This window comes from Bacteroidota bacterium (assembly GCA_040388375.1).
Classification (GTDB): domain Bacteria; phylum Bacteroidota; class Bacteroidia; order UKL13-3; family UKL13-3; genus JAAFJM01.
In genome coordinates, this window is record JAZKBU010000023.1 from 1 (window position 1) to 16,309 (window position 16,309).

Sequence of the window (16,309 nt, forward strand, 5' to 3'; positions counted from 1 at the left end):
AAAGACAGCCTTTTTTATTTTTTAAACTTTTTAAGTAATTAACTATGTTTGTTGTATGGATATAGGACCAATTGGTGTATTTGATTCCGGGTATGGTGGATTGACTGTTTTGAAGGAAATTCAAAATAGATTACCTCAGTATGATTATATTTATTTAGGCGATAATGCCAGGGCTCCTTATGGCAATAGAAGTTTTGAAACTGTATATGAATATACCTGGCAATGTGTTGAAAATTTATTTAATAAGGGCTGTAATTTAGTTGTACTTGCTTGTAATACTGCCTCGGCTAAGGCATTGAGAAATATACAACAACGGAACTTACCAGTGCTTAATAATGGAAAAAGGGTACTTGGTGTAATTAGACCAACAACGGAAATAATAGGTAATTATACTGAATCGAATAGTATTGGAATATTGGCTACGAGTGGTACTGTGAATTCTAATTCTTATGCTATTGAGATTGGTCATTTTTATCCTGAGGCAAATGTATACCAACAGGCCTGCCCAATTTGGGTTCCACTTATTGAGAATAATGAGTTTGATAATGATGGGGCGAATTATTTCATACAGAAATATTTAAATGAATTATTGAAGCAGTCGAATGATATTGATACTATATTATTAGGTTGTACTCATTATCCGTTGATTCAGCAAAAAATAGAATCGCTATTACCAAAGAATATTAAGGTATTGAGCCAAGGTAAGATTGTAGCTGATAGTTTAGCTGACTATTTACAAAGGCATACAGAAATAGAGCAAGTGTGTAATAAAAATGGTAAAAGTACTTTTTATACAACGGATTCTACTGAACTATTTGATGCTAATGCAAAGATATTTTATGGCAAAAAGGTATTGAGTGAGTATTTACATTTATCATAAATACTTTTTGTTGCTACTATAGCAATATGATTACATTTGTAACCGCATGAATGTAATTGGAATTATAAGAGAAGGTAAGCAACCCGCAGATTTAAGAACACCTTTAACACCTCAGCAATGTGTAGAGGTAATGCAAAATTTCCCCGAAGTAAAGATAATTGTACAGCCATCTTCAGCTAGATGTTTTAAGGATGAAGCTTATATAAATGCCGGAATTGAAGTTAAAGAGGATTTATCGGAATGTGATATTCTTTTAGGAGTAAAAGAAGTTCCTATAAAGGAATTACTGGCCAATAAAACGTATTTGTTTTTTTCGCATACTATCAAGAAACAGGCTCATAATAGAAATTTACTTCGCCATATTTTAAGAAATAATATTACGCTTATTGATTATGAAACTCTGGTGTGGGAGGCTGGCAACAGAATTATTGGTTTTGGCCGCTTTGCCGGATTAGTGGGTACTCACTATGCCTTTTTAATGTGGGGCAAGAAATATGGATTTTATAATTTGAAAGCAGCTAATGAGTGTATTGATTTAGCTGATATGATTAAACAGTATAATGATCTGATATTACCTCCGATGAAAATTGTTTTATGTGGAGATGGTAGAGTGGCTCATGGTTGTTTGGAGTTGTTGCGTAAACTGAAAATTCATCAGGTTAGTCAGGAAGAGTTTGTTGATAATAATTATAATGAACCTGTTTATGTTCATTTAAGAAGTGAAGACTATTATGTAAGAAAAGACGGGAAGAGGTGGGATAAAGCTGATTTTTATAAACACCCTGAAGATTACATCAGTGCTTTTCAACCTTATTATCAAAAAGCGGATATTATGTTAAATGGAATTTTTTGGAAACAGGATATTCCTACTTTCTTTTCGCATGAAGAGATGAAAAGCAGTAATTTCAGAATTAAGGTAATCAGTGATATTACTTGTGATATTCCAGGGCCTTTACCCTCAACTGTTAAAAGTACTACTATTGAAAATCCTTTTTATGGTTACAATGCATTTTTAGAAAAGGAAGTAGAAGCTTTTTTACCCAATTCTATTGATGTACAAGCGGTGGGTAATTTACCTTGTGAATTGCCTGTAGATGCTTCGACTGAATTTGGAGAACAATTGTTAAGACATGTATTGCCAAATTTGCTAATTGAGGATAAGGATAAAATAATAGCACATGCTACTATAGCAAAGAATGGTAGTTTAACTGAAAAATATAGTTACCTAAAAGATTACGTAGCTTAAATTAAAGCTTATAATATAGATAATGGCGAAACGCGGAGGATTTAATAATAACGAAAAACAAATTGAGGTAGGGAAAGCTCCAATTAACAAAGAAACTTTATCGGAAGCATTGGCTTTATTTTCATACTTACGTCCTTATCGATTTAAGTTTATTTGGGGCTTGGTATTTATAGCTTTATCTGCTATATCGACATTGGCATTTCCTATTTTGTTAGGAAAAATGATTGATGCTGCTTCTCCCGGTTTATCTAATGAGTTGCCTAGTGGTAATAATCCAATTCAACAATCAATAGGTTTTGATTTGAAATCGGTTCAATTGGGTTTGAATACTATTTTGGTATTGATATTTGTACAACTGACCTTGCAAACGGTTTTCTCTTTTATGAGAATTTATTTGTTTACTGAAGTAGGTGAAAAATCGTTGGCTGATATGCGTAAGGATTTATATACTAAATTACTTACCATGCCAATGAGCTTTTATACTGAACAACGTGTGGGGGAATTAAGCAGTAGAATATCGTCTGACTTATCGCAAATACAGGATGCTATTTCTTTGACACTGGCTGAATTTTTACGTGGCTTATTTACTTTGGTAGTTGGGCTATCTGTTATCTTTATTATATCGTCTAAGTTGGCTTTTGCTATGTTGGCAGTGGTACCTGTTATAGCTGTATTAGCAGTTGTATTTGGTTTACGCATTAGAAAAATGTCGAGAAAAGCCCAAGACCAGTTGGCGGAAAGTGGAACCATTGTAAATGAAACTTTTCAAGGTATAGCTATAGTTAAAGCTTTTAGTAGTGAGGCTAATGAAATAAAACGTTATACGAAAAGTATTTTTGGTGTGGTTGATACGGCTATTTCTAATGCACGATATAGGGGAGCGTTTGTATCGTTTATGATATTCAGTGTTTTTGGTGCGATTGCTTTTGTGATGTGGATTGGTGCTAATATGATAAAAACAGGGGATTTAACGATTGGAGATTTGACCATGTTTGTTATTATTTCCGGTTTTGTTGGAGGAACATTTGCAGGTTTTGCTGATATGTTCAGCCAACTACAAAAAACATTGGGTGCTACGCAAAGGGTAAGGGAATTAATGCGTGAAAAAGGGGAGGATGTGGCTATTGTTGAAACGGCTGTTGATACTAAGTATAAGTTGGAAGGTGCTGTTGAATTTAAAAATGTAGCTTTTGCTTACCCAAGCAGATTGGATGTTACTGTATTGAACAATATTAATTTAGTTGCTAATATTGGTCAGCAAATTGCTTTGGTTGGCCCAAGTGGAGCAGGTAAATCAACTATAGCTTCTTTGTTATTGCAGTTTTATAAGGCTACTGAAGGCAATATATTTTATGATGGAAAGAATGTAAATGAAATTCCATTGAGTCAATTGCGCAAACAGTTAGCATATGTGCCTCAAGATGTAATGTTGTTTGGCGGGACGCTGTATGAAAACATTGCTTATGGTAATCCTTTAGCCAATGAAGCGGAAGTAATAGAGGCTGCTAAAAAAGCAAATGCATTAGACTTTATTATGGCATTTCCTGACAAAATGCAAACTATAGTAGGGGAAAGAGGTATTAAACTTTCGGGTGGACAACGCCAACGTATTGCTATTGCCAGAGCTATTTTAAAGAACCCGGCTATTTTAATTTTGGATGAGGCTACGAGTGCATTGGATAGTGAGAGTGAAAGTTTGGTACAGGAAGCGTTGGATAATTTGATGCGTGACAGAACTACTTTTGTGATTGCACATCGTTTATCAACTATACGTAAGGCTGATAAAATACTGCTTATTGATAAAGGTGTTGTAGCAGAACAAGGCACGCACGATGATTTAATAAAAAATGAAAAGGGTGTTTATAGGAAATTAGTTGAATTGCAAATTGATTCATTTTAACGCATTCACTAGGTAAGTCCTTTTTCTTAAAAATAGCCTATCAAAATATAGTTATAATAGCTTTATTTGCAGTACATGAGAAGAAAAGTTAATGTACTACTTATTTTATTGTGCTTTGCCATTAATGTATTTGCGCAAAGTGATACGGTAATCAGGGTTGCTTTAATTATGCCTTTCTGTGGTAAGCAACTCATTCATTCTCCCAATAATAAAAATGCTGAATTGGCTAATGCCTGCAGAGAGTATTACCAGGGAATGTTAATAGCTTGTGATACTTTACGCAAGGCCGGTTACGATATTGAAATTACTGTATTTGATACGGAGCGTGATTCGGTAAAATTCCTTAAAATTTTAAATAAAGAGGAAGTACAGAATGCTCATTTTATAATTGGGCCTGTAGTAAAGGAAGGCCAATTGATGATGCAGAATTACAACAACAAGAAAAATGCTTATCAATTATCTCCTCTATTTACATTTACAAAAACAAAAATTAATAATCCTAAATCTATATCAGCTTACCCTGATTTAAGTTTTTATGCTGATTATGTATATGCGCATTTAACAAACCTGATTGGAACAGGAAATTTGATTGTTTTAACAGGAAAGGATGCAGCTGACAAAGCTTTGGCAAACAGATTTAAGGAACTTTCAAAACCGGGAGCCGGTATAAAAGTAAAAACGCTTGAGCTTACTAAAAAAGCGGAATTGGATAAACTTTTTAGTGTAGATAAACCCAACACTATTTTATTTGCTTGTGATGATGAAAGCCAAATAAATGCAGTTTTAAATACTTTGAATGATACTACTGTTGATTATAAAATAAGTACTTATGGTTTAAGAAAGATGTTGGATTTTAAGTCGATTGATTTAGCGCTTTGGGAAAATTGCAATATGCATATTGTAACTCCTTTTTACGTTGACTATTCAAAAGAGTTGGCCAAGAAATTTATTGAAACATACCGTATTTATTACGAAACGGAGCCCAGTGAATATGCTATTGTAGGATATGACCAGTTTTTTTATAGCATGTATGTGTACAAGCAAACGAATGGAAATTTAAAAAAGGCTCATAAGGTGGCTGCTATACCATTGATGTCTAATCAATTTTTATATAAGGAAAAAACGGAGACGCAGGGTTTACAAAATGGATATTTAAATATTCTTAAAGTAAGTCAGGATGGATTGCAAAAAGTAGATTAAGTTTTAGTAAGAAGTAAGCTGTTTATCTTTTGGATATTTTACTTCTAAGCTAAATTTAACTGTTTTGCTTTCATCGGCATTTAATTCCAGTTTCCAAGTAAGTTTGCCGCTGGCTGCATCATAGGTAGCGCCATTGTACTCTAGTAATTTTACTTCTATTTCACTGCTGTTTGAAACGGGTATTTGGTCTTCAACTGTTAGAATAACTTTGTCTTTCAATGTGTTTTTTACCTTTATTTCATAGGTAGTTTCTTCTTTTTTTGTTGAACCGAAGAATGATTTTGAACTAAAATCTTTTAACTTGGTTCTTTCTACTTGAATACGTTTATCTTTTCCTAAGGTAAGTAACAAAGTATCGTTAGCCGTTGGGCTGATAAAGGTTTTACCTGTAAATGTGCCATCGTAATATACATTGGCTTCGCCACTGATTTGGTTAATTAAATCGTTGGCTAACACCTGTGCTGTTACAAAAACATCTTTGTTTAATTTAGGTACTACTGAATATCCGTATATAGCCTCTTGTGCAAAATTTGATAAATCAACCTGGTGGTTTTGGTTATCGCTTGGAATGTTATAAGCTATATTGGTTTCAAATTCGGTATTAAACATATTTTGTGTGATGTTTTGATTATAGAATTTTGCTTTATAGGTACCTTGAGTTGGTTCGTCTTTATCTACTATCATGTCGTAGCTTTCTGTTTTGCTTATTACAACTTCTTTCAATTGCTTTCTAGGATATATATTTTTAAAACCTAACCAGTTGGTTTGTAATTCCGGTTTTATACCGCCTAAAGCTGGATTGGCGGTGGTTAGTTTTAACTGTACATTATTCCAGTCTTCGCCTGTAGCTTGGTTAATATTGGCTTTTAAATAAAACTGTACTTTACTCTTATTGTCTTTTACACGTATATCGTAAAAGGGTGACCAGCTTACATTGCCCACTAAATAGGTTAAAACAATAGGTGCCTGTTCTATATTGTTTTCTGCTTTAATGGTTAAAATAATTTCGTTTGACAGGGATAGTTTTCCTTCGTTGTATTCGCTTAACTGCATTTCCACAGCACGTTTATACTCATTGTGTTTTTTTTCTAATGCACCTAGTCTAAACCAATTTGTTTTAAAATCATCAAGTTTCTTTTTATACAAATCCATTAAGTCTTCCAGCTCATCTGATTTAACGCCTACCTGATTACTGCCTACGTTTTTATTTGCCAGCATTAAATCTTTTTGAAACACAATGGTTTCTTTGTCTGCTTTAAAATCGGCTAAAGCGGCATTGATATTGTTGAGTGAGTCTTCTAATTCAATTATATCGGTTGGCTTTTCGGTTTTATTTTGTGCATTGTTCCTACTGCTTACCGATAGCAATGTAAAACCGGCATCGCTTTTTACTTCTAAACTGTTTATATTGATATAGGGTGAAAGCTTGTCGAAAATAATATTGTAAACACCTGCTTCTACATTTACTTTAGCTATGCGTGTTACCTGTGCTTGTCCACTGAAGACGGTAACATGTGTAATGGTGCTATGTACTTTTTTTTCTGTACTTTTTTTATTGGTAGTAATAAAATCGTCTTGAACACTTCCCGTTTGTGCCGATAAACTTAAGGTAAAAAAAAGTGTAATAGTTACAAGTATGGATTTATGTTTTTGCATAAAGGGGTAAACGATTGAATGGGTGTTTTATTGTTGCGTTTTAAAATTTAGTACTAAACATTACAAAGGAATGTTTCCATGTTTTTTTCTAGGAAGGTTTACTACTTTATTTTCTAACATTTTAAATGCTTTTATCAGTTTACTTCTTGTTTCTTCAGGAAGTATTACCTCATCAATAAATCCACGTTCGGCTGCACGGTACGGATTGGCAAATAAATCGGCATACTCTTTTTCTTTTTCAACAAGTGCCTGAGCTGGATTAGCTGCTTTATCAATGTCTTTTTTAAATATAATTTCTGCAGCACCTTTTGCTCCCATTACCGCTATTTCGGCTGTTGGCCATGCAAAATTCATATCAGCACCTATGTGTTTGGAGTTCATTACATCGTATGCACCACCATATGCTTTACGCGTAATTACGGTAACTCTTGGAACGGTTGCTTCGCAAAAGGCATATAATAGTTTGGCTCCATTGGTAATAATGGCATTCCATTCCTGATCGGTTCCTGGTAAAAATCCGGGTACATCTTCAAATACTAATAAAGGTATGTTAAAGCTATCGCAGAAGCGCACAAAACGGGCTGCTTTTTGCGATGAATGTATATCTAATACACCTGCCAGATAAGCTGGCTGGTTGGCTACAATACCAATACTTCTTCCCGCTAAACGAGCAAAACCAACTACTATATTTTCAGCAAAATTTTTGTGTACTTCATAAAAGCTTTCTTCGTCTATTGTTTCGTTGATAACGTCTCTTATATCGTATGGCTGGTTGGCATTTTCCGGTATAATATTGGCTAAAGCAGTTCTGGTTTCATCAGTTGCTTCGTAAATGAAATCGGGTGTTTTTTCTTCGCAGTTTTCCGGAATGTAGCTGATTAATTTTTTTAATTGGTTGATACAATCAATTTCATTAGCAGCTGTAAAATGGGCTACACCACTTTTGGTAGAATGTACTGAGGCTCCCCCTAAATCTTCACTTGATACTTCCTCATGTGTAACGGTTTTTACTACGTTAGGGCCTGTTACAAACATGTAACTGGTATTTTCCACCATCATAATAAAATCGGTAATAGCCGGGCTATAAACTGCTCCACCTGCGCATGGCCCCATAATGGCTGATATTTGTGGTATTACGCCACTAGCCATTGTGTTTCTGTAAAATATATCGGCATAACCGCCTAAGGAAACTACTCCTTCCTGAATACGTGCACCACCGCTATCATTTAAACCAATTAACGGAGCTCCATTTTTCATGGCTAAGTCCATTAATTTACAAATTTTTTCAGCGTGTGTTTCTGATAATGAACCTCCAAATACGGTAAAGTCTTGGGAGAATGCATATACCAATCGGCCATTGATATGACCGTAACCTGTTATTACACCATCACCTAAAAACTGTTGGTTTTCCATACCGAAATCTTTAGAGCGGTGCATTACAAAAGCACCTATTTCTTCAAAGGTACCTTCGTCAAATAAAAAGTGAAGGCGTTCTCTTGCGGTTAATTTTCCTTTTTTATGTTGTGATGCAATTCTATCAATTCCGCCACCAAGTAGCGATTGTTCACGTAGTTGTATGAGTTGTGTGCGTTTATTCATTTTGTGTAAATACCGAGTGCGCAAATTAGCAATTTACTTGAAATGCGCATGTGATTTTACTTAACATGAAACGCACATTTTTTCATGAATTTTCAAATAATATGCTTTATTGCAGGTAACAATGAGCAGCCCTAGAAACAATATTATATTACAAATGTGGAATATGGTAAGTTCAAGGTGTATTATATTGGTTCAACAGGTATTGGAGAATACTCTATTACTGATTGTACCTAACGATGCTTCCTCTTTAGAAGGATTGAAACTAATAAACTTGTTATAATTTTTTCTTTTACTTAGGACGGTAAGCACTTTTCTTTAATATTTCGTCCCAATTGGTTTCCGCCATTACTTCTTGTAGCGAAGCATTGGTTTTGCTTACATAGTTTTCCAATATTTTATAACCACAAAATACCCCCAATGCAGGCGCACTTTCCTGCGGAATACCAACAGCCGCGGTAAAAGGCCCATCGTTTAAATAACGCATATAGTCATTCGGTTGTTGGTTATACAATAATTTTTGGTCAACAAAATAACTCCAAATTTGAGCCTCACTTCCCTGACACCAATCCATTTGTTTTTTAGTATAACCAAACACCAAAGTATCGTCCAGCTCAGGTAAAAGCTGTTTGGTAAAATAGCGCACTTTGGCTTCAAATAACATATAAGCTAAAAAACGTTTATCCTTTAACTGCGTATCAAAATTAGCAATGGCAATGGCTTTTAACGTATTCGGTACAATATACTCCCTGCGCATTTTAGCACGCATAAATTCAGGAAAGTCCTGCGGATAAAACTGGTAATTACTGCCTAAATACATATCTAACCCAATACCAATGATGCTGTCATACGCATTATGTGCTTCACCAAACTCAGAAATATAGCTGATAAAGCGCGGTATTTTGGCATTTTTGAACTGCGCTTTATACCTGCTCATGGCTAACGAAATACCATCTTCCACATCCGTTAAATTAGGAAACACACTATCCACTTCCTGCTTTATAATTTGAATACCCGGATATCTAATAAAGCCAACCAAGCTGTTGGCAAAGTAAGGATCATTGGTTTGAGGCATTATAGCCAAAGTGTTTTCGCAAAAGCCAAAATAAAAGTCGCCATATTTTTGGGCTAAATTTTTAAAATGGTTAGGGTCAATATGGGCTGTATCAACCTTTAAAAGATCACTGTCAAAACGAATAATTTTAATTTTCTCTACATCCTTAGCAGCTTCATTTATAGTTGAATCGCTGCCACAAGCGCTCAGCAAACACAAAAAACCAAATAAATAAAAAATCTTAGTTAAGTTTCTAAAACTATCAATAAATTGCAACGCCTTCATGGCAACAAAAATATGAGAATTAGAAACATTTTAGCTTTATTTATTACAATAATTTCGATAGTGCCATTAATGGCACAAAGCGATGATGATATACCTTATGAGTTTGGTTTGCGTATAGCACCACAATTAAGTTTTTCATCGCCCGATAGCAAAAGTTTAAAAGATGGCGGCAGTAGTTTAGATTGGAATTTTGGTTTTCATGTAGCTAAAAAGTTTAATGATCGTTATGCCATAGCTACTGAAGTAAACGTAATTAACATGACCTCTAAAGTTAAGTTTAGCGAAACCATGTATGTGGAGTCGGCAAAAATAACAGGCGGAGGAGCTTATACCAGCGATATGGCTATAAACTACAATTTGCGTTACTTGCAGGTGCCTATTTTGTTTAGAATGCGCACTACACCCATTAAAAACAAATGGCGCATATTTGGCGAGTTTGGAATGGGCTTTGGTTTTTTGTTGCGCAGTAAAGCCGATATAAACTCAAGCGTATTAAAGTTGGAAGATGTAGATGTAGACAATCCCGATAATGCAGATAAATTTAAATTAAGAGATGACGCTACCAGTGGCGAAAACAGTACCAAAATAAATTTTATGCGTCCGTCATTTATTATAGGTGGAGGTGCTACTTATGATTTGTTCGGGCAAACCAAAATGTATGCCGGCTTGCGTTACGATGGTGGTTTATACGATTACATGGATGCCAGTAAATGGAATGCTACCAATAGTTTTACGGCATTAAACATTGGTATTATATTTTAACAGTTAAGTTGATAGTTTAACAACAATGGCTTTACTATTCAGCCATTGATTTTAGTTAAAAACTAATATTTACATATATTGAAAATTAGTATTGCACAATTGAATTACCACATTGGTAATTTTGAGTCAAATAAAAATAAAATGATAGCGGCCATTCAACAGGCCAAAGCAGAACAAGCCGATTTGGTCGTATTCTCCGAGCTATCTATGTGTGGTTATCCGCCCCGCGATTTTTTAGAGTTTAACGATTTTATTAAACTCAACAACGAAGCCATTAGCGAAATAGCGCTACATTGTACCAATGGTATTGCAGCCATTGTTGGTTCACCTACTATCAATCCGGAAACACAAGGCAAAGATTTATTTAACTCCGCTTTGTTTTTACACGAAGGAAAAATAGCACAAACAATTAGTAAAACGCTTTTGCCCAATTATGATGTGTTTGATGAGTACAGGTATTTTGAACCCAACAGACATTTTGAAGTAGTACATTACAAAGGAAAAAAATTAGCCATTACTATTTGTGAAGACTTATGGAACTTAAATGGTAACCCCATGTACATTCAGTGCCCGATGGATGAACTAATAAAACAAGCACCGGATTGTATTATAAACATAGCCGCTTCACCATTTAGCAAAAGCCAGAAACAAACACGTTTTGAAGTATTACAAACCAATGCCATTAAGTATAAACTACCTTTGGTATATGTAAACCATATAGGCGCACAAACCCAACTTATATTTGACGGAGGTAGCTGTGTACTCAATGCCAAAGGTGAGTTAGTACAACAGTTAAAATACTTTGCAGAAGATAATTGTACTATTGTTTTAGATGATATACAAACACAAACACCCATAGCCAATGTTTTGCCTGCAACAGGTATTGATTATGCCAATATAGAATCAGCCTTAGTTTTAGGTATAAAAGAGTATTTCCATAAACAAGGATTTACCAAAGCCATATTGGGTTTATCAGGTGGAGTTGATTCGGCTTTGGTCGTGTATTTAGCAGCCAAAGCATTGGGGGCTGAAAATGTATTGGCCGTTATGTTACCATCGCAATACAGCAGCGACCATTCAGTAAGTGATTCCCAACAATTGGTAAAAAACTTAGGCGTGCAAAGTGATTTAATTTCAATTGAAAATACTTTTGAAGCCCTGCAACAAAGTTTAAGCAAGCAGTTTGCTAACACAGAATTTTCCATAGCTGAAGAAAATATGCAAAGCCGCAGCCGCGCAGTTATACTAATGGCTATGGCCAATAAGTTTGGTTATATTTTACTTAACACCAGCAATAAAAGTGAGCTAGCCGTAGGTTACGGAACTTTGTATGGCGATATGTGTGGCGGCTTATCAGTAATTGGCGATTTATACAAAACAGAAGTCTATGGTTTGTGTGAGTTTATCAATAGTCAGAAAGAAATAATACCTGCTAATATATTAAGCAAAGCACCCAGTGCCGAGTTAAGGCCTAACCAAAAAGACAGTGATTCATTACCCGATTACGAAGTGCTTGATGCCATATTGTTTCATTACATAGAACAACGAAAAGGGCCCGATGAAATTATCGCTTTGGGTTTTGAAGAAGCCTTGGTAAAACGCACTTTAAAAATGGTAAATACTAATGAGTGGAAACGCTTACAAGCACCACCCGTATTGCGTGTATCGGCCAAAGCCTTTGGTCCCGGCCGCAGAATGCCTTTGGTTGCAAAATATTTAGGATAATGAATTATCTGTAGAGACGTTGCATGCAACGTCTTTTTTGTTTTCCATAAAGGTTGGTGAGGACACCAACCACGGACAAATGATATCAAATATGAAATGCAAAGACGTTGCATGCAACGTCTCTACCTGTTAACATATTAATCAATCAACTATTTCTCCTTACTACCTTTACACGTCAAGGTATCTATCCTATTAGGGTTTAAAATAAAATTATTTGGAACCATTTTAGTTTCTTGTGGTTGCGTAGCTTTAATAGCTAACACATATTTATAAACAGCATCTTTTTCTGTTGCTGTTAATTTTGCCAGTGGAGCCATATCGTTTATAAGACCTACCCAAGATTGTTCCGAATAGTTATAGATACTTTTTGTACCATGGCAATTAGTACATGCACCTATATACAATGCATGGCCTTCCGTTAAAGTTTTCATGGTTACTTCGCTGTACTTTACTTGTATAGCAGCTAATTCTTCATTACCCGGAGCAAAAACGCCAGTTTTTGATTTAACTGTTGTTGCAGGTGTTGTGGGAGTTGGTACAACAGTGGTAACAGGGGTAGAGGAAGTAACAGGAGTGGCTATTTTTTTTACAGTGCTACATGCTACAATAATTAAAGCTGTTAAAGCAAAAGAATAAGTTATAAGTTGTTTCATAAGGACAAGATATATTTTAAAATATAACCATGCTCACCTTTAACACTACATTAACAACTAATTAAGAATAAATTGATTTTTGTAAAAGACGTTGCATGCAACTTCTCTACGCTATCAACTACATAAATAATAAAACAACAAAACCAATAGACCTTGTAATAACATGGTTCCATCCAGTATGCCATAATGATATAAAGGCAAAGTTTTGAGGTATTTATTTTTTAAAAATATAAAAGTACTGATAACCGAAATACAAATAGCCGGAATTATAAACCACTGTTGCGTATAGATATAATGAACCAAACAAATACCAAAGCATAAACCCAGTGAAAAATTAGCCAAACGCATAGCATTGTTTTCGCCTATATGTAAAGGAATAGTTTGCAAGCCCTCTTGCTTATCAGCATCAATATCGCGTACATCAAAAGGAAGTGTAATAGCAAATACAAATAAAAAGCGCTCCACAAGCATACTAAGCACATGCGTATGAAGAATGGATATACCTGAATGAATAACAGGTAACAAAATGGTTATGGTTGACCATACAAAAGCAATCAGAAATATTTTTAAAAAAGGAATCTGCCTCAGCCTGAATAAGCCTTTACTTTTATTGGTTAATGGGGTAGAATAAAATAAGGTAATTAAGGCAATGGGAATAAGCGTAATGAGTACCGTATTTTTTGCCAATAAAACGGCAATAACAAAACCAATAACAGAAACGGCAACAATGAAATAAAAAGCAGGTAAATTATTGTTAACCCATTTGTGTTTGGGGTCTTGCAATGCTTCCTTATTTGTAATAACAGTAATTAAACGGTGCAGGTTATATTCAAACAAGGTAGCAAAGAAAATAAGAAACAAATAGGGATGCCACTGCGGATTGCTGCCTAATTGCAGTTGTGTAGCTACTGTTAAAAAAACTGCAGCCAGTGCAATGTATATATTTGATTGTATGAATACCTTAATGAGTTTCAAAGCAGTTAAAGCAAAATTTTTCTTTTACAACATACACCATTACAAAAATGGTTCTAGGCAAAGGTGCTTAATTTTTTATTTTTACTATACATGATTAATAAGAGTTATTACCAAACAAAAAAGACCACTTTAAACTAAAGTGGTCTTTTGGATAGATAGAAAAATTAAGTTTTTAGTTAAGCATATCTTTCATACCAAATGCAGTTAAAAAACTACCAAATCCTTCTTTTACATTGGCATTTGCTTTCTCTGCAATGTCACCTGTCAATCCATCAATAACGGTTCTTAACGGACGTTGTCCTTTCGGAGTTTCAATCAGTTTAACAATGGCATCAGGTATCATTTGCGGGTTTGGTTTTGTGGCTTCAAACATTTCGCCAATACCGCTGCCTATTTGCTCAGGTACTTTAGCCAAATCGCCATAACCGGCTGCTACTGCTGCATCTGAGCCGTATACCGATTTGCCGAATATTTCAGTTGGAAAAGCACCCGGTTGAATCATGACCACATCTACACCCAACGGTCTTACTTCATAATGTAATCCTTCAGTTAAGCCTTCAACTGCAAATTTGGTACTGTTATAAACCGTCATAAATGGGGCAGAAAAACGACCCAACACACTTGATGTATTAATGATTAAACCTTCACCTTGTTTTCTCATGTGTGGTAAACCCGATTTAGTTACCCTCCAGGTTCCTTTTAAGTTCACATCAAACATATTTTCTAAATCAGTTTCGGTATATGTTTCAGCTATTCCACCACCAAAGTAGCCGGCATTGTTTACTATTACATCCAATTGTCCTTCTTTCGCTATAACATTAGCAACTACTTCATCAACGTTTGCGAGTTGCGTTACATCAAGCTCCACTACATGCACATTTTCCAGAGCCGAAAGCTCCTGTGCTTTCTCTGCATTTCTTCCCTTTATATCGCGCATGGTAGCGTAAACGGTATAACCTTTTGCTGCACAAGTTTTAGCTGTTAAGTAACCAAAACCACTATTTGTTCCTGTAATTAATACAACTTTTTTGTTCATAATCATTTATTTTTTTTATAATTGTTACACAAAGTTACTTTTAAAAGTAACAAAAGGTTACTATTGTACTCAGAAACTAGTTACCTTTATGTAACAAATATTGATTATGAACGCAGAAATTTGTAAATGCCCTTTAACCGAATCACTTGCCATTATTGGTGGCAAATGGAAACCTGTAATTATTTATAACTTAAGCAAAACCAAGAAGCGGTTTGGGCAGTTGGATGTAGCTATACCCGGCATTTCCCGCAAGGTATTGACCGCCCAGCTGAATGAATTGATAGAAGATAAATTAGTACTCAGGAATTCGTTTGCCGAAACACCTCCACGAGTAGAGTATAGCTTAACAGCCAAGGGGAAAGAGTTATTACCCATACTGTCGGCTATAGCCAAATGGGGAAAATATTTATTGGAAGAATAAGAGTGTTACTCAACTTCGGTTTTTTTATCCCAGAACCGAAGCATAAAAAACCAGAAAGGAACAGATAATCCAAATATAATATAGATAGCAGGGCTTCCGCCATCAGCTAATATATCAACCCAGGCATGCAGCGTAACAGCCACCATAATAGATTTACTTCTATCCGTTGCTATACCAAGTATAAGCGATAATACCATACAAGCAGCCATCATAATGGCTACACGTACAATAATTTGTTGCAATTCACCATGTCCCATTCTGTTGGTAAAATGCCATAGTTCCCACATGGCACCTATTAACATGAAGCGATAAACAGGTTTAACAGGAGCCAGTGCATCTTGCAAAAATCCCCTCCAGCCAAGCTCTTCACCTAAAATAGATATGAACCCCAAAATACCTAAAATCCAGGGAGCCAAATGCGGATTTATATCGTCCATACCCACGCTGGAGCCGGGAATGCTCAAAGCCAGTATAGGTACAAAATAAAAAAGTAAGCTTTTATATACAGAAGTACCAAAGAAAGTGATGGTTTTATGGTGCGATTTTTTAAACACATACAAACAAATAATAGCAGCAACACCCGGCCCCCACATATAACTCCATGTTTTAATAAAACCCGGAATGCCCAGTTGCTGCCAGCTTTCAGTGTTCATATCGCGCCACCAGAAAAAAGGCCACGAAAAAGCACAGGCTATTACATAATAAACGATTACAGAAGTCCAGTTTACTTTTTTAGGTTGTTCTGTTTGTATTGATTCTTCCATAATCTCTCAGTATTTATTTTGTATTTTAAGCTTTCTTATAACCTCTTTCTGTCATTCATTTATAAAAAAGGCAATAAGTTTTTTTAGTTCTGTGTTTCTTTACTTCAATATAAAAATGCAATATATATTTACTATTTAATAATTTCAGTTACACTA

General features: G+C 35.1%; 15 protein-coding genes. 8 read left to right on the plus strand and 7 right to left on the minus strand.

Annotated features, from left to right (window positions below; all coding sequences use genetic code 11):
- The first annotated feature begins 55 nt into the window (after positions 1-55).
- The 4 genes from murI (at position 56) to V4538_17435 (ending at position 5,226) form a co-directional block, all read left to right on the plus strand.
- Positions 56-880: a glutamate racemase gene (gene murI / locus V4538_17420; GenBank protein ID MES2382831.1), complete on the plus strand. Its 825-nt coding sequence runs from the start codon at positions 56-58 to the stop codon at positions 878-880.
- A 46-nt stretch (positions 881-926) separates the two neighbouring features.
- Positions 927-2,126, plus strand: coding sequence for an NAD(P)-dependent oxidoreductase (locus V4538_17425; GenBank protein ID MES2382832.1), 1,200 nt, complete (start codon positions 927-929; stop codon positions 2,124-2,126).
- A gap of 22 nt (positions 2,127-2,148) precedes the next feature.
- The gene (locus V4538_17430) at positions 2,149-4,026 is read left to right on the plus strand and encodes an ABC transporter transmembrane domain-containing protein (GenBank protein ID MES2382833.1); all 1,878 of its coding nucleotides are present in this window, start codon (positions 2,149-2,151) and stop codon (positions 4,024-4,026) included.
- 75 nt (positions 4,027-4,101) lie between these two features.
- A complete protein-coding gene (locus tag V4538_17435) occupies positions 4,102-5,226 on the plus strand; it encodes an ABC transporter substrate-binding protein (GenBank protein ID MES2382834.1) in 1,125 nt (374 codons plus the stop codon).
- Between the two features lie 3 nt (positions 5,227-5,229).
- Here V4538_17435 and V4538_17440 read toward each other — a convergent pair whose 3' ends face one another.
- Both V4538_17440 and V4538_17445 read right to left on the minus strand, forming a co-directional pair.
- Positions 5,230-6,882 carry a DUF4139 domain-containing protein gene (locus tag V4538_17440; GenBank protein MES2382835.1) on the minus strand — a complete coding sequence of 551 codons (1,653 nt, stop codon included), beginning with the start codon at positions 6,880-6,882 and terminating at the stop codon, positions 5,230-5,232.
- A gap of 60 nt (positions 6,883-6,942) precedes the next feature.
- Complete coding sequence (locus V4538_17445) at positions 6,943-8,481, minus strand: acyl-CoA carboxylase subunit beta (protein ID MES2382836.1); 1,539 nt, start codon at positions 8,479-8,481, stop codon at positions 6,943-6,945.
- A 121-nt stretch (positions 8,482-8,602) separates the two neighbouring features.
- Here V4538_17445 and V4538_17450 point away from each other — a divergent pair, with 121 nt between their 5' ends.
- Positions 8,603-8,761, plus strand: a complete 159-nt coding sequence (locus tag V4538_17450; protein ID MES2382837.1) for a hypothetical protein — start codon at positions 8,603-8,605, stop codon at positions 8,759-8,761.
- Between the two features lie 9 nt (positions 8,762-8,770).
- Here V4538_17450 and V4538_17455 read toward each other — a convergent pair whose 3' ends face one another.
- The gene (locus V4538_17455) at positions 8,771-9,817 is read right to left on the minus strand and encodes a hypothetical protein (protein ID MES2382838.1); all 1,047 of its coding nucleotides are present in this window, start codon (positions 9,815-9,817) and stop codon (positions 8,771-8,773) included.
- A 12-nt stretch (positions 9,818-9,829) separates the two neighbouring features.
- Between V4538_17455 and V4538_17460 the strand changes: the two genes are divergently transcribed.
- Both V4538_17460 and V4538_17465 read left to right on the plus strand, forming a co-directional pair.
- Positions 9,830-10,579: an outer membrane beta-barrel protein gene (locus V4538_17460; GenBank protein ID MES2382839.1), complete on the plus strand. Its 750-nt coding sequence runs from the start codon at positions 9,830-9,832 to the stop codon at positions 10,577-10,579.
- A gap of 78 nt (positions 10,580-10,657) precedes the next feature.
- On the plus strand, positions 10,658-12,304 hold the full coding sequence (locus V4538_17465; protein MES2382840.1) for an NAD+ synthase: 1,647 nt from the start codon (positions 10,658-10,660) through the stop codon (positions 12,302-12,304).
- 149 nt (positions 12,305-12,453) lie between these two features.
- On the opposite strand, the gene V4538_17470 is transcribed toward V4538_17465, so the two are convergent.
- The 3 genes from V4538_17470 to V4538_17480 form a co-directional block, all read right to left on the minus strand.
- Positions 12,454-12,957, minus strand: a complete 504-nt coding sequence (locus tag V4538_17470) for a hypothetical protein (GenBank protein ID MES2382841.1) — start codon at positions 12,955-12,957, stop codon at positions 12,454-12,456.
- A 114-nt stretch (positions 12,958-13,071) separates the two neighbouring features.
- Positions 13,072-13,932 (minus strand): UbiA family prenyltransferase, encoded by an 861-nt coding sequence (locus V4538_17475; GenBank protein ID MES2382842.1) that lies wholly within the window; start codon positions 13,930-13,932, stop codon positions 13,072-13,074.
- A 172-nt stretch (positions 13,933-14,104) separates the two neighbouring features.
- Positions 14,105-14,968: an SDR family oxidoreductase gene (locus V4538_17480; protein MES2382843.1), complete on the minus strand. Its 864-nt coding sequence runs from the start codon at positions 14,966-14,968 to the stop codon at positions 14,105-14,107.
- A gap of 106 nt (positions 14,969-15,074) precedes the next feature.
- On the opposite strand from V4538_17480, the gene V4538_17485 reads away from it, so the two are divergent.
- Positions 15,075-15,389: a helix-turn-helix domain-containing protein gene (locus V4538_17485; GenBank protein ID MES2382844.1), complete on the plus strand. Its 315-nt coding sequence runs from the start codon at positions 15,075-15,077 to the stop codon at positions 15,387-15,389.
- Positions 15,390-15,394: 5 nt separating this feature from the next.
- Here V4538_17485 and V4538_17490 read toward each other — a convergent pair whose 3' ends face one another.
- Positions 15,395-16,153, minus strand: coding sequence for a CPBP family intramembrane glutamic endopeptidase (locus V4538_17490; protein MES2382845.1), 759 nt, complete (start codon positions 16,151-16,153; stop codon positions 15,395-15,397).
- Between the last annotated feature and the right edge of the window lie 156 nt (positions 16,154-16,309).

Bases quoted from the DNA above. Each gene is read 5' to 3' on its own strand.
- V4538_17450 (MES2382837.1), top strand. From the start codon at position 8,603: ATGAGCAGCCCTAGAAACAATATTATATTACAAATGTGGAATATGGTA.
- V4538_17455 (MES2382838.1), bottom strand. From the start codon at position 9,817: ATGAAGGCGTTGCAATTTATTGATAGTTTTAGAAACTTAACTAAGATT.
- V4538_17490 (MES2382845.1), bottom strand. From the start codon at position 16,153: ATGGAAGAATCAATACAAACAGAACAACCTAAAAAAGTAAACTGGACT.
- V4538_17440 (MES2382835.1), bottom strand. From the start codon at position 6,882: ATGCAAAAACATAAATCCATACTTGTAACTATTACACTTTTTTTTACC.
- V4538_17460 (MES2382839.1), top strand. From the start codon at position 9,830: ATGAGAATTAGAAACATTTTAGCTTTATTTATTACAATAATTTCGATA.
- V4538_17445 (MES2382836.1), bottom strand. From the start codon at position 8,481: ATGAATAAACGCACACAACTCATACAACTACGTGAACAATCGCTACTT.
- V4538_17435 (MES2382834.1), top strand. From the start codon at position 4,102: ATGAGAAGAAAAGTTAATGTACTACTTATTTTATTGTGCTTTGCCATT.
- V4538_17470 (MES2382841.1), bottom strand. From the start codon at position 12,957: ATGAAACAACTTATAACTTATTCTTTTGCTTTAACAGCTTTAATTATT.
- V4538_17430 (MES2382833.1), top strand. From the start codon at position 2,149: ATGGCGAAACGCGGAGGATTTAATAATAACGAAAAACAAATTGAGGTA.
- V4538_17425 (MES2382832.1), top strand. From the start codon at position 927: ATGAATGTAATTGGAATTATAAGAGAAGGTAAGCAACCCGCAGATTTA.
- murI (MES2382831.1), top strand. From the start codon at position 56: ATGGATATAGGACCAATTGGTGTATTTGATTCCGGGTATGGTGGATTG.
- V4538_17480 (MES2382843.1), bottom strand. From the start codon at position 14,968: ATGAACAAAAAAGTTGTATTAATTACAGGAACAAATAGTGGTTTTGGT.
- V4538_17485 (MES2382844.1), top strand. From the start codon at position 15,075: ATGAACGCAGAAATTTGTAAATGCCCTTTAACCGAATCACTTGCCATT.